Annotated in this window: 18 protein-coding genes; 5 read left to right on the forward strand and 13 right to left on the reverse strand. The window is 39.3% G+C overall.

The window, feature by feature from the left end:
* Nucleotides 1–7: 7 nt before the first annotated feature.
* The 6 genes from RMB06_RS04785 to dapD form a co-directional block, all read right to left on the reverse strand.
* The gene (locus RMB06_RS04785; RefSeq protein WP_002118936.1) at nucleotides 8–469 is read right to left on the reverse strand and encodes a peroxiredoxin; all 462 of its coding nucleotides are present in this window, start codon (nucleotides 467–469) and stop codon (nucleotides 8–10) included.
* Between the two features lie 17 nt (nucleotides 470–486).
* Nucleotides 487–1173, reverse strand: coding sequence for a diphthine--ammonia ligase (locus tag RMB06_RS04790; protein WP_032006994.1), 687 nt, complete (start codon nucleotides 1171–1173; stop codon nucleotides 487–489).
* A 97-nt stretch (nucleotides 1174–1270) separates the two neighbouring features.
* The gene (locus RMB06_RS04795; RefSeq protein WP_005073124.1) at nucleotides 1271–1687 is read right to left on the reverse strand and encodes a hypothetical protein; all 417 of its coding nucleotides are present in this window, start codon (nucleotides 1685–1687) and stop codon (nucleotides 1271–1273) included.
* Nucleotides 1688–1703: 16 nt separating this feature from the next.
* Complete coding sequence (gene queC / locus RMB06_RS04800; protein ID WP_002118843.1) at nucleotides 1704–2372, reverse strand: 7-cyano-7-deazaguanine synthase QueC; 669 nt, start codon at nucleotides 2370–2372, stop codon at nucleotides 1704–1706.
* 40 nt (nucleotides 2373–2412) lie between these two features.
* Nucleotides 2413–3123 (reverse strand): 7-carboxy-7-deazaguanine synthase QueE, encoded by a 711-nt coding sequence (gene queE / locus RMB06_RS04805; protein WP_311078595.1) that lies wholly within the window; start codon nucleotides 3121–3123, stop codon nucleotides 2413–2415.
* A gap of 98 nt (nucleotides 3124–3221) precedes the next feature.
* Entirely contained in the window at nucleotides 3222–4043 is an 822-nt protein-coding gene (dapD, locus tag RMB06_RS04810; RefSeq protein WP_046811724.1) for a 2,3,4,5-tetrahydropyridine-2,6-dicarboxylate N-succinyltransferase, read from the reverse strand.
* A gap of 294 nt (nucleotides 4044–4337) precedes the next feature.
* Between dapD and carO the strand changes: the two genes are divergently transcribed.
* The gene (carO, locus tag RMB06_RS04815) at nucleotides 4338–5087 is read left to right on the forward strand and encodes an ornithine uptake porin CarO type 1 (protein ID WP_014207379.1); all 750 of its coding nucleotides are present in this window, start codon (nucleotides 4338–4340) and stop codon (nucleotides 5085–5087) included.
* Nucleotides 5088–5181: 94 nt separating this feature from the next.
* Here the strand turns inward: carO and RMB06_RS04820 are convergent, their stop codons facing one another.
* The 6 genes from RMB06_RS04820 to RMB06_RS04845 form a co-directional block, all read right to left on the reverse strand.
* Nucleotides 5182–6105, reverse strand: a complete 924-nt coding sequence (locus RMB06_RS04820; protein WP_002118601.1) for a CysB family HTH-type transcriptional regulator — start codon at nucleotides 6103–6105, stop codon at nucleotides 5182–5184.
* Nucleotides 6106–6176: 71 nt separating this feature from the next.
* Complete coding sequence (locus RMB06_RS04825) at nucleotides 6177–7238, reverse strand: sulfate ABC transporter ATP-binding protein (RefSeq protein WP_311078597.1); 1062 nt, start codon at nucleotides 7236–7238, stop codon at nucleotides 6177–6179.
* Between the two features lie 11 nt (nucleotides 7239–7249).
* The gene (cysW, locus tag RMB06_RS04830; protein WP_311078598.1) at nucleotides 7250–8134 is read right to left on the reverse strand and encodes a sulfate ABC transporter permease subunit CysW; all 885 of its coding nucleotides are present in this window, start codon (nucleotides 8132–8134) and stop codon (nucleotides 7250–7252) included.
* Nucleotides 8131–8964 (reverse strand): sulfate ABC transporter permease subunit CysT, encoded by an 834-nt coding sequence (gene cysT / locus RMB06_RS04835; protein WP_311078599.1) that lies wholly within the window; start codon nucleotides 8962–8964, stop codon nucleotides 8131–8133. Before cysT ends, cysW begins: the two co-directional genes overlap by 4 nt.
* Before the next feature lie 80 nt (nucleotides 8965–9044).
* A complete protein-coding gene (locus RMB06_RS04840) occupies nucleotides 9045–9653 on the reverse strand; it encodes an alpha/beta hydrolase (RefSeq protein ID WP_005073133.1) in 609 nt (202 codons plus the stop codon).
* Between the two features lie 30 nt (nucleotides 9654–9683).
* A complete protein-coding gene (locus RMB06_RS04845) occupies nucleotides 9684–10691 on the reverse strand; it encodes a sulfate ABC transporter substrate-binding protein (RefSeq protein WP_001212602.1) in 1008 nt (335 codons plus the stop codon).
* A 263-nt stretch (nucleotides 10692–10954) separates the two neighbouring features.
* On the opposite strand from RMB06_RS04845, the gene pabC reads away from it, so the two are divergent.
* The 4 genes from pabC (at nucleotide 10955) to RMB06_RS04865 (ending at nucleotide 14003) form a co-directional block, all read left to right on the forward strand.
* The gene (gene pabC / locus RMB06_RS04850; protein ID WP_311078600.1) at nucleotides 10955–11767 is read left to right on the forward strand and encodes an aminodeoxychorismate lyase; all 813 of its coding nucleotides are present in this window, start codon (nucleotides 10955–10957) and stop codon (nucleotides 11765–11767) included.
* A 1-nt stretch (nucleotide 11768) separates the two neighbouring features.
* On the forward strand, nucleotides 11769–12839 hold the full coding sequence (gene mltG / locus RMB06_RS04855) for an endolytic transglycosylase MltG (protein ID WP_005073139.1): 1071 nt from the start codon (nucleotides 11769–11771) through the stop codon (nucleotides 12837–12839).
* A gap of 9 nt (nucleotides 12840–12848) precedes the next feature.
* Complete coding sequence (gene tmk, locus RMB06_RS04860; protein ID WP_068556692.1) at nucleotides 12849–13448, forward strand: dTMP kinase; 600 nt, start codon at nucleotides 12849–12851, stop codon at nucleotides 13446–13448.
* A 138-nt stretch (nucleotides 13449–13586) separates the two neighbouring features.
* Complete coding sequence (locus tag RMB06_RS04865) at nucleotides 13587–14003, forward strand: PaaI family thioesterase (RefSeq protein WP_009393656.1); 417 nt, start codon at nucleotides 13587–13589, stop codon at nucleotides 14001–14003.
* 56 nt (nucleotides 14004–14059) lie between these two features.
* On the opposite strand, the gene nadB is transcribed toward RMB06_RS04865, so the two are convergent.
* Nucleotides 14060–15703, reverse strand: coding sequence for an L-aspartate oxidase (gene nadB / locus RMB06_RS04870; RefSeq protein ID WP_104079151.1), 1644 nt, complete (start codon nucleotides 15701–15703; stop codon nucleotides 14060–14062).
* Nucleotides 15704–15814: the final 111 nt, after the last annotated feature.

Consider the following 15814-nt stretch of genomic DNA (forward strand, 5'->3'; position numbering starts at 1 on the left):
AAGTTTATTAAGCTGTTTGTAGAGCTTTTAAGTCTTCTAGAACTTGCTCTGCATGCCCAGCTGCTTTAACTTTGCGATAGCTTTTAACTAAAGTTTTGTTATGGAAAATAAAAGTAGAACGTTCAATACCCATTACTTTCTTTCCATACATATTCTTTTCTTTAATCACATCAAAGTGATTACAAAGAATTTCTTCTTTATCACTGATCAGATCAATAGTAAGTGCTTGCTTCTCTGTAAAATTTTGATGGGCTTTTACCGAGTCACGTGAAATACCGAAAATACGGGCACCTAAAGCATCAAACTGATCTTTCAAACAAGAAAAACCCACTGCTTGTGTTGTACACCCTGGTGTTGAATCTTTAGGATAGAAGTAAATGATTAGCCATTCATTTTCGACTTCGGTCAAGTTCACTTCGCCGTGTGTAGTAGGGAACACCTGATTTGGCAGTTGAATATTCTCAGACATTTCTTATCCTTTAAAAGTTAAATTTGATCTAATTCAAGTGGTAAAAAAGCGTATTCCTCATGATAAACAATATTGAGTTTTCTTACAGGGATTGCTTTGTTAAAAATTGGTCCATCAATCACAGTCGTATGAAATTCACCGCCCTCACCACATGGATCAATGCCACGGTTCTCAAGCTCTTGGATGTATTCTAAAGTTAAGGTTTTACCTAAATCCTCCTCCTTCATTCCGAGTTTTAGATTCACAGTAACAATGACACTTTTGAATCCAAGTTGAATAAATTCTTCAACAACTTCACGATGCGGACGTAACCAAAGAGGCATTCCTAATTGAAGCCCCACTTGTTGCGTTACTCGATCATGCCAACAGCCGTGTTCAGGCATATCAAGATCACCTGTAACCAGTACCTCGGCTCCTTGTTGCTTTGCTTGATTGAGTAATTCAATAAACTTTACCTCATATTCATTCCAACTTGATGAAGCCATAAACACGGGCAAGTCGATTGCTTTAGCTTGCGCTTGAATAATATCAAGAGGCATGGCATGTGAGCGAGAACGTTGGCCTTGTCCTTCTAGCATTACGATCAATCCAATCACTTCGCCTGTCTGCATTGCATGGTAGAGTGCTAGAGAACTATCTTTGCCTCCACTAAATGAGACAATAGACCTTTTATGGTTAGCATTAGTTTTCCATTGTTCTTGCATGGCTTACATCAAATGAATTGGTCAAAAGTGCTGTTATTTTAACAGAGCTATAAAAAAAGCCTGCATAAATGCAGGCTTAATTTGGAACATTAAAATCTTATTTTTTAGGAGCTTGTTGTTGAGCTGCCTTCATTGCATCTTCAGTTAACTTTTCAAGCTTAGTTGTTAACTGAGGACCGAAACATGCTTTAAGATCACGGTTTTGTTGTTGTACAAATCCTAGAGAACTTGGGCTTTTCTTCGCATTGATTGCGCTTTGGATTTCCCATTTTTGTGCTTCAGTCACTTTACCTTGTGCTTCAACTTGGCAGCTACAGAATTTGCTAACTTCAGATGAACTTAACTTGCCGCCTTTAGCAGTTTGTTCTTTACAAACGTTAACTAATGCACCTTTAACGTTAGTGCTTTTATATGCCGCTTGAACTGGGTTTTCAGCTGCTTGAGCTGAACCAGCCATAAGTGCAGCTGCTGAGAATAAAGATGAAAGAATAAGATTTGATTTTAACAACTTCATAAATTTTACCTACTTATTACGGTATATAGCGTGTTGGATCGGTAACACCAGCATCGATAAAGCCTTCTTTACGCAAACGGCAACTGTCACATTTACCACACGCACGTCCTTGAGCATCTGCTTGGTAGCAAGATACCGTTTGACTATAGTCTACGCCATGTTCAATCCCTAAACGTATGATATTCGCTTTGGATAAATGTAACAGGGGTGTTTCAAATTTAAGTGGTTTTCCTTCTACGCCAGCTTTAGTTGCTAAACGGGCCATATTTGCAAAAGCATCAATAAATTCAGGGCGACAATCAGGATATCCTGAATAATCAACAGCATTGATACCAATAACAATAGCTTCAGCATTAAATACTTCAGCTGCTGCTAGAGCATATGAGAGGAAAATAGTGTTACGCGCTGGTACATAAGTTACAGGAATACCTTCTTGTAACTGTTCTGGTACTGCAATGTTGTGATCTGTAAGTGCTGATCCACCTAAATTTGCTAGATCAATATTAATTACACGATGTTCAACACCTGAACGCTGAGCTAATGCTTTTGCAGCATCAAGTTCAGTGGTTGAGCGTTGACCATACATAAAACTAATAGCAATACATTCATAGCGCGCTTGTGCCCAAGCTAGGCAAGTGGTTGAGTCTAAGCCGCCTGAAAGTAAAACAATGGCACGAGAGCGCATATTTTTCTCCATATCCGGAATGATTTATTTTATTGAGTGATTAACGACCTGATTCATCGTTCCAAAGCAGTTTATGTAACTGAAGTTGGAAACGAACAGGTAATTTATCATCAAGTATCCACTGTGCCAGATCACGTGCTAGACGTGGCAGGCCTACAGCACCTTTTTCAACCGCAAAGGCAGGGGAGAACCAAACGGTACTGACTTTGGTTTGCAGTTGATATTTTTCAACTTGTTGCTTTGACCATTCATAGTCTTCACGATTACAAATCACAAATTTGATTTGGTCACGTGATGCTAAATGGTCAAGATTACTGATGAGATTACGATGTTCTTCACCAGAAGTTGGAGTCTTTAAATCGAGGACTTTTGAAACACGGGGATCTACTCTTGATACATCAAGAGCACCACTGGTTTCTAAAGAGACGTCAAAACCTGCCTCACATAAACGTTGTAATAAAATCAAACAGTTTGGCTGAGCAAGAGGTTCACCACCTGTTACACAAATATAAGGTGTTTGAAATTGTGTAGCTGTTTCAATGATATGTTCAAGTGAAAAACGTTCGCCACCCTCAAAAGAATAGGTGGTATCGCAATAGCTACAACGTAATGGACAGCCTGTTAGACGAATAAATACAGTCGGTAGGCCAGAGGCATTTGCTTCACCCTGCAACGAGTAAAAAATCTCGGTAATGCGTAAACCGGACGCAGGGTCTGAGACAGGAATTGCAGAGGAACGTAAGGAAGCCATTCTAGAAATACCACACTATATAAAAAATAAAATCTCTACGATCAGTTTGATCGTAGAGATGAGGAGCGATTAAAGCTCCGCAAGAGAGTTATAACAAATTAGTCAGCGCGTAACAAATCGTTCAAGCTTGTTTTTGAGCGTGTTTGCGCATCAACTTTTTTCACGATAATTGCAGCATATAAGCTGTAAGTACCACATTTAGATGGCAAGCTGCCTGAAACTACAACTGAACCTGCTGGTACACGACCATAATGGATTTCGCCAGTTTCACGGTCATAAATTTTAGTTGATTGACCAATGAAAACGCCCATTGAAATGACTGAGCCTTCTTCAACGATAACGCCTTCAACGATTTCTGAACGTGCACCGATAAAGCAGTTGTCTTCAATAATGGTTGGGTTAGCTTGTAATGGTTCTAAAACACCACCAATACCTACACCACCAGATAAGTGAACATTTTTACCGATTTGAGCACATGAACCTACAGTTGCCCATGTATCAACCATTGTGCCTTCATCTACATAAGCGCCAATGTTGACATAAGATGGCATTAACACCACGTTTTTAGCTTGGAAGCTACCACGACGTGCTACAGCAGGAGGAACAACACGAACACCTGCAGCTTTAAATTGCTCTTCAGTCCAACCAGAGAATTTAGTTTCAACTTTGTCATAGAAACGAAGATCACATGACTCAATTGGTTTATTGTCATTAAGTTTAAATGATAATAAAACAGCTTTTTTTAACCATTGATGAACAACCCATTCACCATTGATTTTTTCAGCAACTCGAAGTGTACCGTTATCTAAACCAGCAATTGCTTCTTCAACAGCTTGGCGAATTTCGCTTGGACAATCTGCTGCAGTAAAATTGGCGCGGTCTTCAAATGCTTGCTCAATGATCGTAGAAAGCTGAGACATGATCTTCCTTCCATAAAAAATTTTAAAGATTTTACACTAATTTGTGACAAGAATCTTTCAAAAAACGTGTTACGTTTAATTGATGATATAAATGAGGTAAATCGAAATAAGCTTATTAGATAATCAAGTGTTTTTACACAAAAATGATTTGAAAATAAAAATTTAACTCAATTTGTATCAAAAAATAACAGAAATCTAGCATTTTTTGCATAAAAAAGAATCTAAGCTATCATTATTATGATTTCAGTCACAAGATGAATAAATTAAAAACAAAGCCTTTTTGAGGAGAAAACTATGAAAGCATTACGTGTGTTAGTTACAACAACAGCTTTATTCGCTGCTGGTGCTGCAATGGCAGATGAAGCTGTTGTTCATGACAGCTATGCATTTGACCAAAAACAATTACTTCCTGTAGGGGTGCGTGCTGAGGTAGGTACAACTGGTTACGGTGGTGCTTTATTATGGCAAGCCAACCCATATGTAGGTTTGGCTCTGGGTTATAACGGTGGTGACATTTCGTGGACAGATGACGTCTCTGTAAATGGTACTAAATATGACCTAGATATGGATAACAATAATATTTATCTAAATGCTGAAATACGTCCTTGGGGCGCTAGTTCTAATCCATGGGCTCAAGGCTTATATGTAGCTGCGGGTGCTGCTTATTTAGATAATGATTATGACCTAGCTAAACGTATTGGTAATGGCGAAACATTATCAATTGATGGTAAAAACTATCAACAAGCAGTTGCTGGCCAAGAAGGTGGTGTAAGAGGTAAGATGAATTATGAAAATAATATCGCCCCTTATGTAGGCTTTGGTTTTGCACCGAAATTTAATAAAAATTGGGGTGTATTTGGTGAGGTAGGTGCTTACTATACAGGTAATCCAAAAGTTCAGTTAACTCAATATAATCTTGCTCCTGTGAATGGTAACCCAACGTCTGCTCAAGATGCAGTAGATAAGGAAGAAAATGAAATTCGTAATGACGATAAATACAAATGGTTACCAGTTGGTAAGGTTGGTGTGAACTTCTACTGGTAAGATCAAAAAGAAAAAACGAGCTACGGCTCGTTTTTTTGTACTTTTAATAAAATAAATAAAAGAGCTAAAAAGCTCTTTTATTTATTTTTAATTTTTATTCGTCTGGGTAAGCAATTTTCTTAAGCGCTTTAATATCCGCATCAGGTGAGCATAAAGAAATAAATTCGTAACCATAACCGCGTAATAGATGGCCTTTGCGAACCGCAATCCATGTCGTATTAACACCAAAAATATCAGTTTTGGTTTGCTTTAAACGATAATCACGTTCTGTATCATAAGCCACGTCATTGACAATACCCACACCCATGCCAAGTTCCACATAGGTTTTGATAACATCGGCATCAAGAGCTGACATTACGATATCTGCATCTAGGTGAGCTTCTTCAAAGGCTTTATCAATTTTAGATCGGCCTGTAAAACCACCATGATAAGTAATAAGCGGATATTCTGCTAAAAGTTCTAGAGTAATCTTATCCGCCTGCACTAAAGGATGATTTTGCGGGGTAATAATACTGTGCTGCCATTGATAGTAAGGAATGCTAGCCAGATTTTCTTCAGTTGTTAAAGACTCAGTTGCAATTCCAATATCCGCTTCGCCTTGTAAAAGCATTTCTGAAATTTCGACAGGGCTAGCTTGTTGTAAAATCAAATGAACTTTTGGAAATAATTTCTTAAATTGATTAACGATTGGAGGCAATACATAACGCGCTTGAGTATGCGTAGTTGCGATTGTTAATGTTCCTTCGTCAACCTTATTAAAATCTTCAGCAAGTCGTTTAATATTTTCAGCATCCACTAACATGCGTTCAACAATGCTAAGAAGTGACTGGCCTGGTTCAGTTAAACCTAAAAGGCGTTTACCTTTACGAACGAAAAGTTGAACACCTAATTCATCTTCTAAATCTTTGATGTGTTTACTTACACCCGATTGAGATGTGTAGAGTGCAGCCGATGCTTCCGTCAAGTTAAAGTTTTGGCGTACTGTTTCTCGGATAATTCTTAATTGTTGAAAGTTCATTTACACTTTTCCTCAAAAGAGGTGAGGAGCGTCTAAAGATCCGCAAGATATTTCCTCACCAAATATATTTCTTAAGCAACTTGGTCTGCAAATAAGTGCAATTGAGATGCGCTCACCCAAACAGTTTGATTAGGTTTAAATGCATGTAATTTTGCAGCTTCAATGCTCAGAGCAATTTCAATTAAACGTCCATTACGGTCTTGTAATTCGGCCACTACTTTTCCAGCAATCCAGATTTCACGTACAAAAGTCGCTTCAATGGTATTCGCTTGCGGTTGCGAGTGAATATGTAACTCATCTGGACGGGCAAAAGCAATCACTTTTCCTTGAGGTGCCTCAACTGCTGTTGGTAATTGAATACGGTCATTACCGATACGGATAATACCTTCCGTATGTTCACCTTCAAATCGATTTGCCTGACCCAAGAAATCAAACACAAATGGCGTTGCAGGTTTTTCATAAACTTCACGAGGTGAACCGATTTGCTCAACATTACCTTTATTCATGACAATAATCTGGTCTGCAACCTCAAGTGCTTCTTCTTGATCGTGAGTCACGAAAATTGAAGTGATATGCAATTCATCATGTAAGTTGCGTAACCAGCGGCGTAATTCTTTGCGTACTTTGGCATCCAGAGCGCCAAATGGTTCATCAAGTAATAACACACGAGGTTCTACTGCCAAAGCACGGGCTAAAGCAATACGCTGACGTTGTCCGCCAGAAAGTTGAGCAGGGTATCGGTCTGCTAAAAAGCCTAGTTGAACAAGATCAAGTAAACGAGTGACACGTTTTTTAATTTCAGCTTCCGAAGGACGGGTTGCACGAGGGCGAACGCGTAAACCAAAGGCAATATTGTCAAATACAGTCATGTGACGGAATAAAGCATAGTGCTGAAATACAAAGCCGACCTGACGCTCACGCACATGTACATTAGTCGCATCTTCACCTTCAAGTAAAACCTGACCGCCATCGGCTGATTCTAGACCTGCAATAATACGAAGCAGAGTCGTCTTGCCACAACCAGATGGTCCGAGTAGCGCAACCAGTTCACCTTCTGGAAAGTCTAGGGAAATATTTTTAAGCGCATGGAATGCACCAAAGTGTTTTTCAATATTTTTAACTTGAATACTCATGATTTCATTCCTTACGAATCAGTTGAATGCGGTTCTGGTTTATCTTGATGTAGCTCTAACCAGGTTTTTAAAATCAGTGTTAAAAGAGCTAAGAAGGCAAGCAGTGAGGACACGGCAAAGGCTGCGCTAAAGGTGTACTCGTTATATAAAATTTCGACATGAAGTGGCAGGGTATTGGTTTCACCACGGATATGACCAGAAACCACTGATACTGCGCCAAACTCACCCATTGCACGGGCATTACACAAAATCACGCCGTAAATCAGACCCCATTTAATGTTAGGGAGTGTGACTTTCCAAAAGGTTTGCCAACCTGATGCACCGAGTACAATTGCTGCTTCTTCTTCCTCTGTTCCCTGAGCTTCCATGAGTGGAATTAACTCACGTGCTACAAATGGAACTGTAATAAAAATAGTTGCTAAAACAATTCCAGGTACGGCATATAAAATCTTGATGTCATGATCCATTAACCAGCCGCCGAACCAACCTTGCGCACCAAAAATTAGAACAATCATTAAACCTGCAATAACAGGTGAAACCGAAAAAGGCATATCAATGATAGTTGTTAAAATAGCCTTGCCTTTAAACTGAAACTTGGAAACAGCCCAAGCTGCAGCAACACCAAATATCACATTAATTGGAACTGCAATTGCTGCGGTGAGTAATGTTAATTTCACTGCTGATAAGGTATCTGGATCAATCAAAGCCTGAACATAGACTTCAAGTCCCTGTTTAAATGCTTCTACGAAAACCAAAATGAGTGGCAGCATGAGGCAACTGATGAAAAAAATCAGTGCGATTGTAATGAGGGTATAACGTACCCAAGTTGGCTCACGTGTTGCATCACGAGACTGTAACTTCAAGGCAAGTGCATTGCTGTCGGTATGTAAATTCATGTGATGTTTCTCCCTGTACGACGGTTTGCCCATGCTTGAAGTAAGTTAATGACAAATAGGATGATAAAAGAGAGAACTAACATGACCGCTGCAATGGTCGTTGCACCTGCATAATCATATTCTTCAAGACGAGAAATAATCATCAGCGGTGCGATTTCTGTTTTAAACGGCTGGTTACCTGCAATAAAAATAACAGAACCATACTCACCCACGCCGCGAGCAAACGCTAAAGCAAAGCCTGTAAATAGAGCAGGTAGTAAGATGGGTAAAATAATTTTAGTAATGGTTTGCCAGCGATTTGCACCAAGTGCTGAAGCAGCCTCTTCAAGTTCGGTTTCAATATCGCTGAGTACTGGCTGAACGGTTCGAACAATAAATGGAATACCAATAAAGACCAATGCTAACGTAATCCCGATAGGTGTATAGGCAACCTGAATACCAAGTGGTTCCAGATATTGACCTAACCAACCAGTAGGTGCATAGAGTGAAGTCAGTGCAATACCTGCAACTGCGGTCGGAAGAGCAAATGGTAAATCGACCAATGCATCAACTAGACGCTTTCCGGGAAAGTTATAGCGAATGAGACACCAAGCCAGAAGTAGACCAAACACAACATTAATAAATGCTGCGATTAAAGCTGAACTAAAGCTGAGTTGAAGCGATTTCAAAATACGCTCAGACGTTAAAATTTCCCATAATCCGTCCCATCCGATTCCAAATGATTTGATAAAGACTGCGGCTAATGGAATAAGCACAATAAAAGAAACGTAGGCGAGGGTGAAGCCCAAAGATAGACCAAACCCAGGCAGCACTCGGGATCGCTGCGACATGATATTTCCTCAAAGAGAAAAGCCTGCTGAAACCAGTAAGCGAATAAAAAAAGATAAACAGTGCGGTATAAAGATTGGTATTAAGCAAATTTCAGAGAGAAATGTGTTTTTACCGGGTCGATAGATGAGTGACTACACATCGAATCTTCTGGGATCAAATAGTTCAGCAAATCTGGGAATGGCCCAAAACCTGAGGCAACATTAATATGGCCCACTTCACCAAGATTAACGGGATTTAACTTCCATGATTTCGCAAGTTGTAACGCATCAAAAAAGCCGAGCCATGGATCATTTTCACTAATGAGTAGCGTTGCAGGCACATCAATTTTTAATTGATGAAAATAATCTTTGTAGTCGGTCAAGCTATGGCGAGCAAACCCTGCTTCCCCAAAGCGTGCCGGATTCGCTGGAGCGACTAAAATTAGTTTCTTAACTTGGCTTCTTAATTCTGGATGCTCAGCCAAAGCAGCTACACTCGTTAAGCATCCAAAACTATGTGCAACAATTTGAACAGGAGCTTGAGCTGCTTGAACTGTTTTAACGAATTGCTCAACCCATTCGCTTAATACAGGTCTATCCCAGTTTTTTTGCTCAACACGAGAACTAGACACGAGTTGACGCTGCAACCAAGATTGCCAATGCTGATGTTCACTGCCACCTACACCTGGAACAATTACAGTGTGAATCATGTCTGTTCTCCTTACCTTTAGTGCAAAGAATTACTTCTCTGCACTATTGATTTTCACGATTTGATCGAAAACACCACCATTATCGAAGTGTTGTTTTTGTACTTTTGTCCAACCACCAAACTCTTTGTCGATTGTTACAAGCTTCAATGGCTTAAATACATTGCTGTATTTTTTAAGAACAGCTGCGTTACGCGGACGGTAGAAGTTACGTGCTGCAATTTCTTGACCAGCAGGTGAGTACAAATAGTTGAGATAACCTTTAGCAATAGTTAAGTTGCCTTTTTTAGCTGCATTCTTCTCCACAATTGCAACTGGAGGCTCAGCTAAGATCGAAAGAGACGGAGTAATAATTTCAAATTTGCCTGGCTGTTCACGAATAGCTAAATGAGCTTCATTTTCCCAAGCCAGTAATACATCACCAATGCCACGCTCAGCGAAAGTAGTCGTCGCACCGCGAGCACCAGAGTCTAGAACTTTAGTATGTTTATAAATTTGGCGAACGTATTCTTGTGCTTTTGCATCATTGCCGCCTGGTTGATGTTTTGCCCAAGCCCAAGCTGCGAGATAGTTCCAACGAGCACCACCAGAGGTTTTCGGGTTTGGTGTAATGATTTCTACACCTGGTTTGATTAAATCAGCCCAGTCTTTAATTTGCTTCGGGTTGCCTTTACGCACCAAAAATACAATGGTTGATGTATATGGCGTTGAGTTTTGTGGCAGTTTTTTCTGCCAGTTGGTTGGAAGTAATTTTGCTTTTTCAGCAATTTCATCAATATCTGCTGCAAGTGCTAATGTCACCACATCTGCATTTAAACCATCGATAACCGCACGAGCCTGTTTACCAGAGCCGCCGTGTGATTGTTTAAACTCGATATCTTGACCAGTACGTTGTTTCCAGTAAGTACCGAACTGTTTGTTGAAATCTGTATATAGCTCACGAGTAGGATCGTAAGAAACGTTTAAAAATTCTTGGGCTGCAAATGACGAAACAGAAAGAAGCGCAGCGATAACCCCGACTTTTAATTGAGAAAAACGCATGAGATAAGTCCTCAAAAAATATGAAATGTTCAAAACATGAACGCAGAATAGCGCTAGTCTTTATTCTAAAAAAATAATAAAAAACGAATTTAATATGAAAAAAATAGAAATAATAAAAAGAGATAAACTATTCTTAAATCTTGATATATAACAAGTTTCAAAAGCAGATACGAAATCGGTATAATTTTTTAAAATCAATCATTTATTATTTAAATGAAAGGTGTTGTATTGTTGTGCGGCTTTTAGCAAAGGATGGAGCAAACATGTGGTGTTTTAAAAATGGCCAACCCGTTGAGACTATCCCTTTATTAGATCGAGCCTTTCATTATGGAGATGGATGCTTTACCACAATTCGTGTTTTTCAAAATCAGATTGAGCTTAAAGAAAGGCACTGGCAACGTCTGAAACTCGCATGTCAAAAACTGTTTTTAACTGCAAATTTTGAATTAATCGAACAGAGTGTACAGCAACTCCAAAAGCAAAACCTCGTACTCAACGGCACTTTAAAAATTGTGATTAGTCGTGGTGAAGGTGACCGCGGTTATAGTTTGCCGAAACATGAAGCAGATATTTATATCTGGTTTTATCCAAAAGCTTTAGAGCCGTTTGTGCCTGATTTTATCCAATGTGGTGTTTTAAATCAGGCCCTAGGTTTAACCATGCCGAGCTTAGTTGGGCTTAAATCTTTAAACCGCCTTGAACAAGTATTGCTAAAAAAAGAAGCAGATCAACTTGGGTGGGCTGAAGCATTAGTTACTGATGTACAAGGTTATATTGTTGAAGGGGTCAGTAGTAATTGTTTTATTCGTTTAAATGATAGATGGATTACTCCTGAACTTCGCTATAATGGCGTCCACGGTGTAATGCGGGCAGAAATTCTGGCGCGTATGCAGCACCATGGTATTGCCTGTGAAGTACGTGTGATTGAATTAGATGAAGTATCTGAAATACAAAGTCTATTCTTTTGTAATGCTTTAAACCCTATGCGAGTAGTCACTCATTTAGGTGAGAAAACGCTAGAAACACAGGCATGCATAGATTTATTTCATATCCTTAACTTAAATCAGATTCATTAATATGCCGAAGCCACCTGTGAATGCGAAAGCAAAAAACGCCAAGAAAAATAACAAAAAACAAGCTCCAAAATTTTCTAAGCGATTGGTTCTAATTGGCCTTTTTATTGTTTTAATTTCTACTTTTGCCATTTTATGGTCAAGTTTGTTTAAGGCTTATCCTATCGAAGGCAAAAAACAGATGTTATCTATTACATCTGGGGAAACTTATTCTGGTTTTATTGATCGTTTAGCAAAAGAAGACAAAATTAGCTTTCCTATCGTATTAAAGCTTTATCAAAAGTTTATGATTCATGACAGCATGAAAGCTGGTGTGTATGAAATTGAACAAGGGATGAGTGTAAGACAAGTGTTAGAGATGTTATCTGATGCTGATAATGCTCAGATGAATCGTGTTTTGGTGATTGAAGGTACAACTTTTAAGCAGCTTATTACTGCACTCAAAAATGATAAAAATGTAAAAAATACAATATTGGATTTACCTAATGATCAGCTTATGAAAGCGCTTGGGATTCCTTACGATCATCCAGAGGGCTTATTCGCGCCGAATACTTATTTCTTTGCCAAAGGCGAGACTGACAAGAAAATTCTTACCGATTTATATCATCGCCAAAAAAAAGCTTTAGATACAGCTTGGGCAAATCGTGCTCCGAATTTACCTTATAAAGATAAATATGAAGCATTAATTATGGCTTCTATTGTTGAGAAAGAAACAAGTTTAGACAGTGAACTTACACAAGTTTCTGGAGTTTTTGTCCGCCGTTTAAAACTCGGTATGCGTTTACAAACGGATCCAACTGTTATTTACGGAATGGGTAATAACTATAAAGGCAACATTACCCGAGAAGACCTCCGTACTCCAACACCATATAATACTTATACCATTAATGGTTTACCGCCTACTCCAATTGCTTTGCCAAGCCAAAAAGCAATTGAAGCAGCATTACATCCAGATGATTCAAATAACATCTATTTCGTAGCGACTGGTAATGGTGGACATAAATTTACGGCAGACTTGCAAGCTCATAATCAAGCTGTGCAAGAATATTTATCCGTGTTGAGATCGAAGAAATAAGGAAAAGAGATGTTTATCAGCTTTGAAGGCACGGAAGGGGTAGGTAAAACTACACTCATTCGAAAAATTCATCAGCATTTTGAAGAGCAAGGCAAACAAGTTATTTTAACTCGAGAGCCGGGGGGCACACCGTTAGCTGAGCAAATTCGTTCTATGCTTTTGGCGGTGAATCATGATGAAAATATGAGTCATGATACCGAGTTATTACTCATTTATGCAGCACGTGCTCAACACTTACAACAAGTTATTTTGCCTGCTTTAGAAGCTAACAAAATTGTATTAAGTGATCGCTTTACCGATGCGAGTTTTGCTTATCAATGTTCTGGTCGTGGTTTAAGCCAAGATAAATTACAACTTTTAAATCAGAACTTCGTTTCACGCATGCCGGAGGTGACTTTCTGGTTAGATGCACCGATTGAACTTGGTATGAACCGTGCACGTGAACGTGGAGCTTTAGACCGTTTTGAACAAGAAAAGTTAAGCTTCTTTACTAAGGTTCGTGAAGGTTATGAAACCTTATGGAAAGCTGAACCGGAACGGATTAAGCGAATAGATGCAACCCAAAGTCCTGATCAGGTATTCGAACAGGCTTTGCAATATTTAGGTTAAGCAAGTGGATGAGCCACTCTTATAAAAATATGGGAGTGGTGAAAAATGACGTTAATTCTGATTTAAATCGTCATAGAAAATATCTGCTATTTTCTTATGCTATCTTACATATGATTTGTAGATTGAAGAATAACAAGGATGAAAAGCTCAAAAGAAGAAATCGTGGCATTTCTTGAAAAGGAATTTCCACCAAGTCTTGAACACTGCACGATTGAATCAGTCACACCCAAAGCAGCGGTTGTTTATTATCATGTTGATCAAAGGCATCAACGCCCTGGTGGCACCATATCTGGCCCAACCATGATGACTTTGGCAGACTTTGCTTTATATATTGCGATATTAGGTGAGATCGGTATTGTTGGTTTAGCCGTAACCACCAACTTTAATATTAATTTTTTAAGAAAACCTGCGGGTGATCAAGACTTACGTAGTGAATGTAAACTCATGAAAGTAGGAAAGAGTTTAGTGGTGGGTGAGGTTTGGATTTATTCGGTCGGTTTGGATGAACCTGTTGCGCATGTGACCGCGACTTATTCAATCCCACCTAGACCATAAATATCAAACCAAATAAAAAGCACAGCCAGAGCTGTGCTTTTTTGTAGAAGAACAGCTTAAATGTCGGTATTAACCAATGGCTGTTCTACTGCAAAATTTGGAGGAGTTAAAACAGTTTTACGAATCTCGCTGGAAGTTTCCGGATAATCGAGTGTGTAATGTAAACCACGTGATTCTTTACGTTGCATAGCACAGCGAACAATCATTTCCGATACTAAAACAAGGTTACGCAGCTCAATCAGGTTTTTGCTAACACGGTAGTCTTGATAATATTCGGTGATTTCACGTTTTAACATTTCAATACGGTGTAAAGCACGTTCTAAACGTTTAGTAGTCCTTACAATACCAACGTAGTTCCACATGGTCGAACGTAACTCATCCCAGTTTTGTAAAATTACAACATCTTCATCTGGATTGGTTACTTGTGAGTCATCCCAAGTTGGTACTTCAGGTAATTTGAAGTTTTCATCAAATTTATTTTCGATATCTTTTGCCGCACTCATACCGTAAACGAAGCACTCAAGTAATGAGTTACTTGCCATACGGTTTGCACCATGTAAGCCTGTATAAGACGTTTCACCAATGGCATATAGACCTTCAATATCCGTTTGGCTATTTGAGTCAACCACAACACCACCACATGTATAGTGAGCTGCTGGTACCACTGGAATCATGTCTTTCGTAATGTCGATACCTAACTCAAGCAATCTTGCATAAAGTGTAGGGAAGTGCTCTTTAATAAACTCAGGTGATTTATGGGTAATGTCTAACCACACGTGACGAATACCGAGACGCTTGATTTCATGGTCAATGGTACGTGCCACAATATCGCGAGGAGCCAGTTCTGCACGATCATCAAAACGTAGCATAAAACGTTCGCCATCCGGCAAACGTAAGTAAGCGCCTTCACCACGCATAGCTTCAGTAATTAAGAAAGAGCGTGCTTGAGGATGATACAGACAAGTTGGGTGGAACTGATTAAATTCCATATTCGCTACACGACAACCTGCACGATAAGCCATTGCAATACCATCACCCGTAGCAATATCTGGATTAGATGTATACAGATAAGCCTTCATCGCACCACCGCAAGCCAGCGCAGTGAATGGCGCAAGGAAGGTATGAACCTTTTCAGTATTTTCATCTAATGCATATAAACCAATAGCACGATTCGCTTGGTCGGTATGGCCTAATTTATGCGAGGTGATTAAATCAATCGCAATATAATTTTCAAAAATAGTAATATTTTTACGTTCTTTGGCACGTTCAACCAAAGTGGTTGAAATGGCTTTGCCTGTTGCATCAGCAGAATGGATAATGCGACGCTGCGAATGGCCACCCTCACGAGTCAAATGAAGCTGTTCATCTTCATCGAGAGTAAATTGCACGCCTTGCTTTAAAAGAAAATCAACAGAAGGGCGGCCGCCTTCTACGGTATGTTGTACCGCGCCCATTTCACATAAATGAGCGCCTGCAATCATAGTGTCATTAATATGCTGTTGAATAGAGTCAGTCTCATCCAGAACAGCAGCAACGCCACCTTGAGCATAGAAGGTACTTGCTTCGGTTAGAGCAGCTTTGGCTAAAACTGCAATATTAAAATGATTTGGTAACGATAAAGCCAGACTTAAACCAGCGCCGCCGCTGCCCACAATAATCACGTCAAAGTGGTGAATTGTCTGTAAATTAGGCATGTCCATTCGCATCAATTTAAAACGTCCGCTAATGACACCCCTTTTTACCTAAAAAGGCAAGAGCTTAAGCGCTCTAACTCAGAGAAAAATTGCAATTGGCTTAAAAAGTTGCAATGC

It is taken from the genome of Acinetobacter sp. V104_13, from assembly GCF_031798995.1.
GTDB lineage: Bacteria > Pseudomonadota > Gammaproteobacteria > Pseudomonadales > Moraxellaceae > Acinetobacter > Acinetobacter pittii.

Excerpts from the sequence above, each read along its gene's own strand:
- cysW (WP_311078598.1), bottom strand. The coding sequence starts at position 8,134 with ATGAATTTACATACCGACAGCAATGCACTTGCCTTGAAGTTACAGTCT.
- RMB06_RS04795 (WP_005073124.1), bottom strand. The coding sequence starts at position 1,687 with ATGAAGTTGTTAAAATCAAATCTTATTCTTTCATCTTTATTCTCAGCA.
- cysT (WP_311078599.1), bottom strand. The coding sequence starts at position 8,964 with ATGTCGCAGCGATCCCGAGTGCTGCCTGGGTTTGGTCTATCTTTGGGC.
- RMB06_RS04790 (WP_032006994.1), bottom strand. The coding sequence starts at position 1,173 with ATGCAAGAACAATGGAAAACTAATGCTAACCATAAAAGGTCTATTGTC.
- RMB06_RS04825 (WP_311078597.1), bottom strand. The coding sequence starts at position 7,238 with ATGAGTATTCAAGTTAAAAATATTGAAAAACACTTTGGTGCATTCCAT.
- queE (WP_311078595.1), bottom strand. The coding sequence starts at position 3,123 with ATGGCTTCCTTACGTTCCTCTGCAATTCCTGTCTCAGACCCTGCGTCC.
- carO (WP_014207379.1), top strand. The coding sequence starts at position 4,338 with ATGAAAGCATTACGTGTGTTAGTTACAACAACAGCTTTATTCGCTGCT.
- nadB (WP_104079151.1), bottom strand. The coding sequence starts at position 15,703 with ATGGACATGCCTAATTTACAGACAATTCACCACTTTGACGTGATTATT.
- RMB06_RS04865 (WP_009393656.1), top strand. The coding sequence starts at position 13,587 with ATGAAAAGCTCAAAAGAAGAAATCGTGGCATTTCTTGAAAAGGAATTT.
- tmk (WP_068556692.1), top strand. The coding sequence starts at position 12,849 with ATGTTTATCAGCTTTGAAGGCACGGAAGGGGTAGGTAAAACTACACTC.
- RMB06_RS04840 (WP_005073133.1), bottom strand. The coding sequence starts at position 9,653 with ATGATTCACACTGTAATTGTTCCAGGTGTAGGTGGCAGTGAACATCAG.
- pabC (WP_311078600.1), top strand. The coding sequence starts at position 10,955 with ATGTGGTGTTTTAAAAATGGCCAACCCGTTGAGACTATCCCTTTATTA.
- RMB06_RS04785 (WP_002118936.1), bottom strand. The coding sequence starts at position 469 with ATGTCTGAGAATATTCAACTGCCAAATCAGGTGTTCCCTACTACACAC.
- queC (WP_002118843.1), bottom strand. The coding sequence starts at position 2,372 with ATGCGCTCTCGTGCCATTGTTTTACTTTCAGGCGGCTTAGACTCAACC.
- RMB06_RS04820 (WP_002118601.1), bottom strand. The coding sequence starts at position 6,105 with ATGAACTTTCAACAATTAAGAATTATCCGAGAAACAGTACGCCAAAAC.
- dapD (WP_046811724.1), bottom strand. The coding sequence starts at position 4,043 with ATGTCTCAGCTTTCTACGATCATTGAGCAAGCATTTGAAGACCGCGCC.
- mltG (WP_005073139.1), top strand. The coding sequence starts at position 11,769 with ATGCCGAAGCCACCTGTGAATGCGAAAGCAAAAAACGCCAAGAAAAAT.
- RMB06_RS04845 (WP_001212602.1), bottom strand. The coding sequence starts at position 10,691 with ATGCGTTTTTCTCAATTAAAAGTCGGGGTTATCGCTGCGCTTCTTTCT.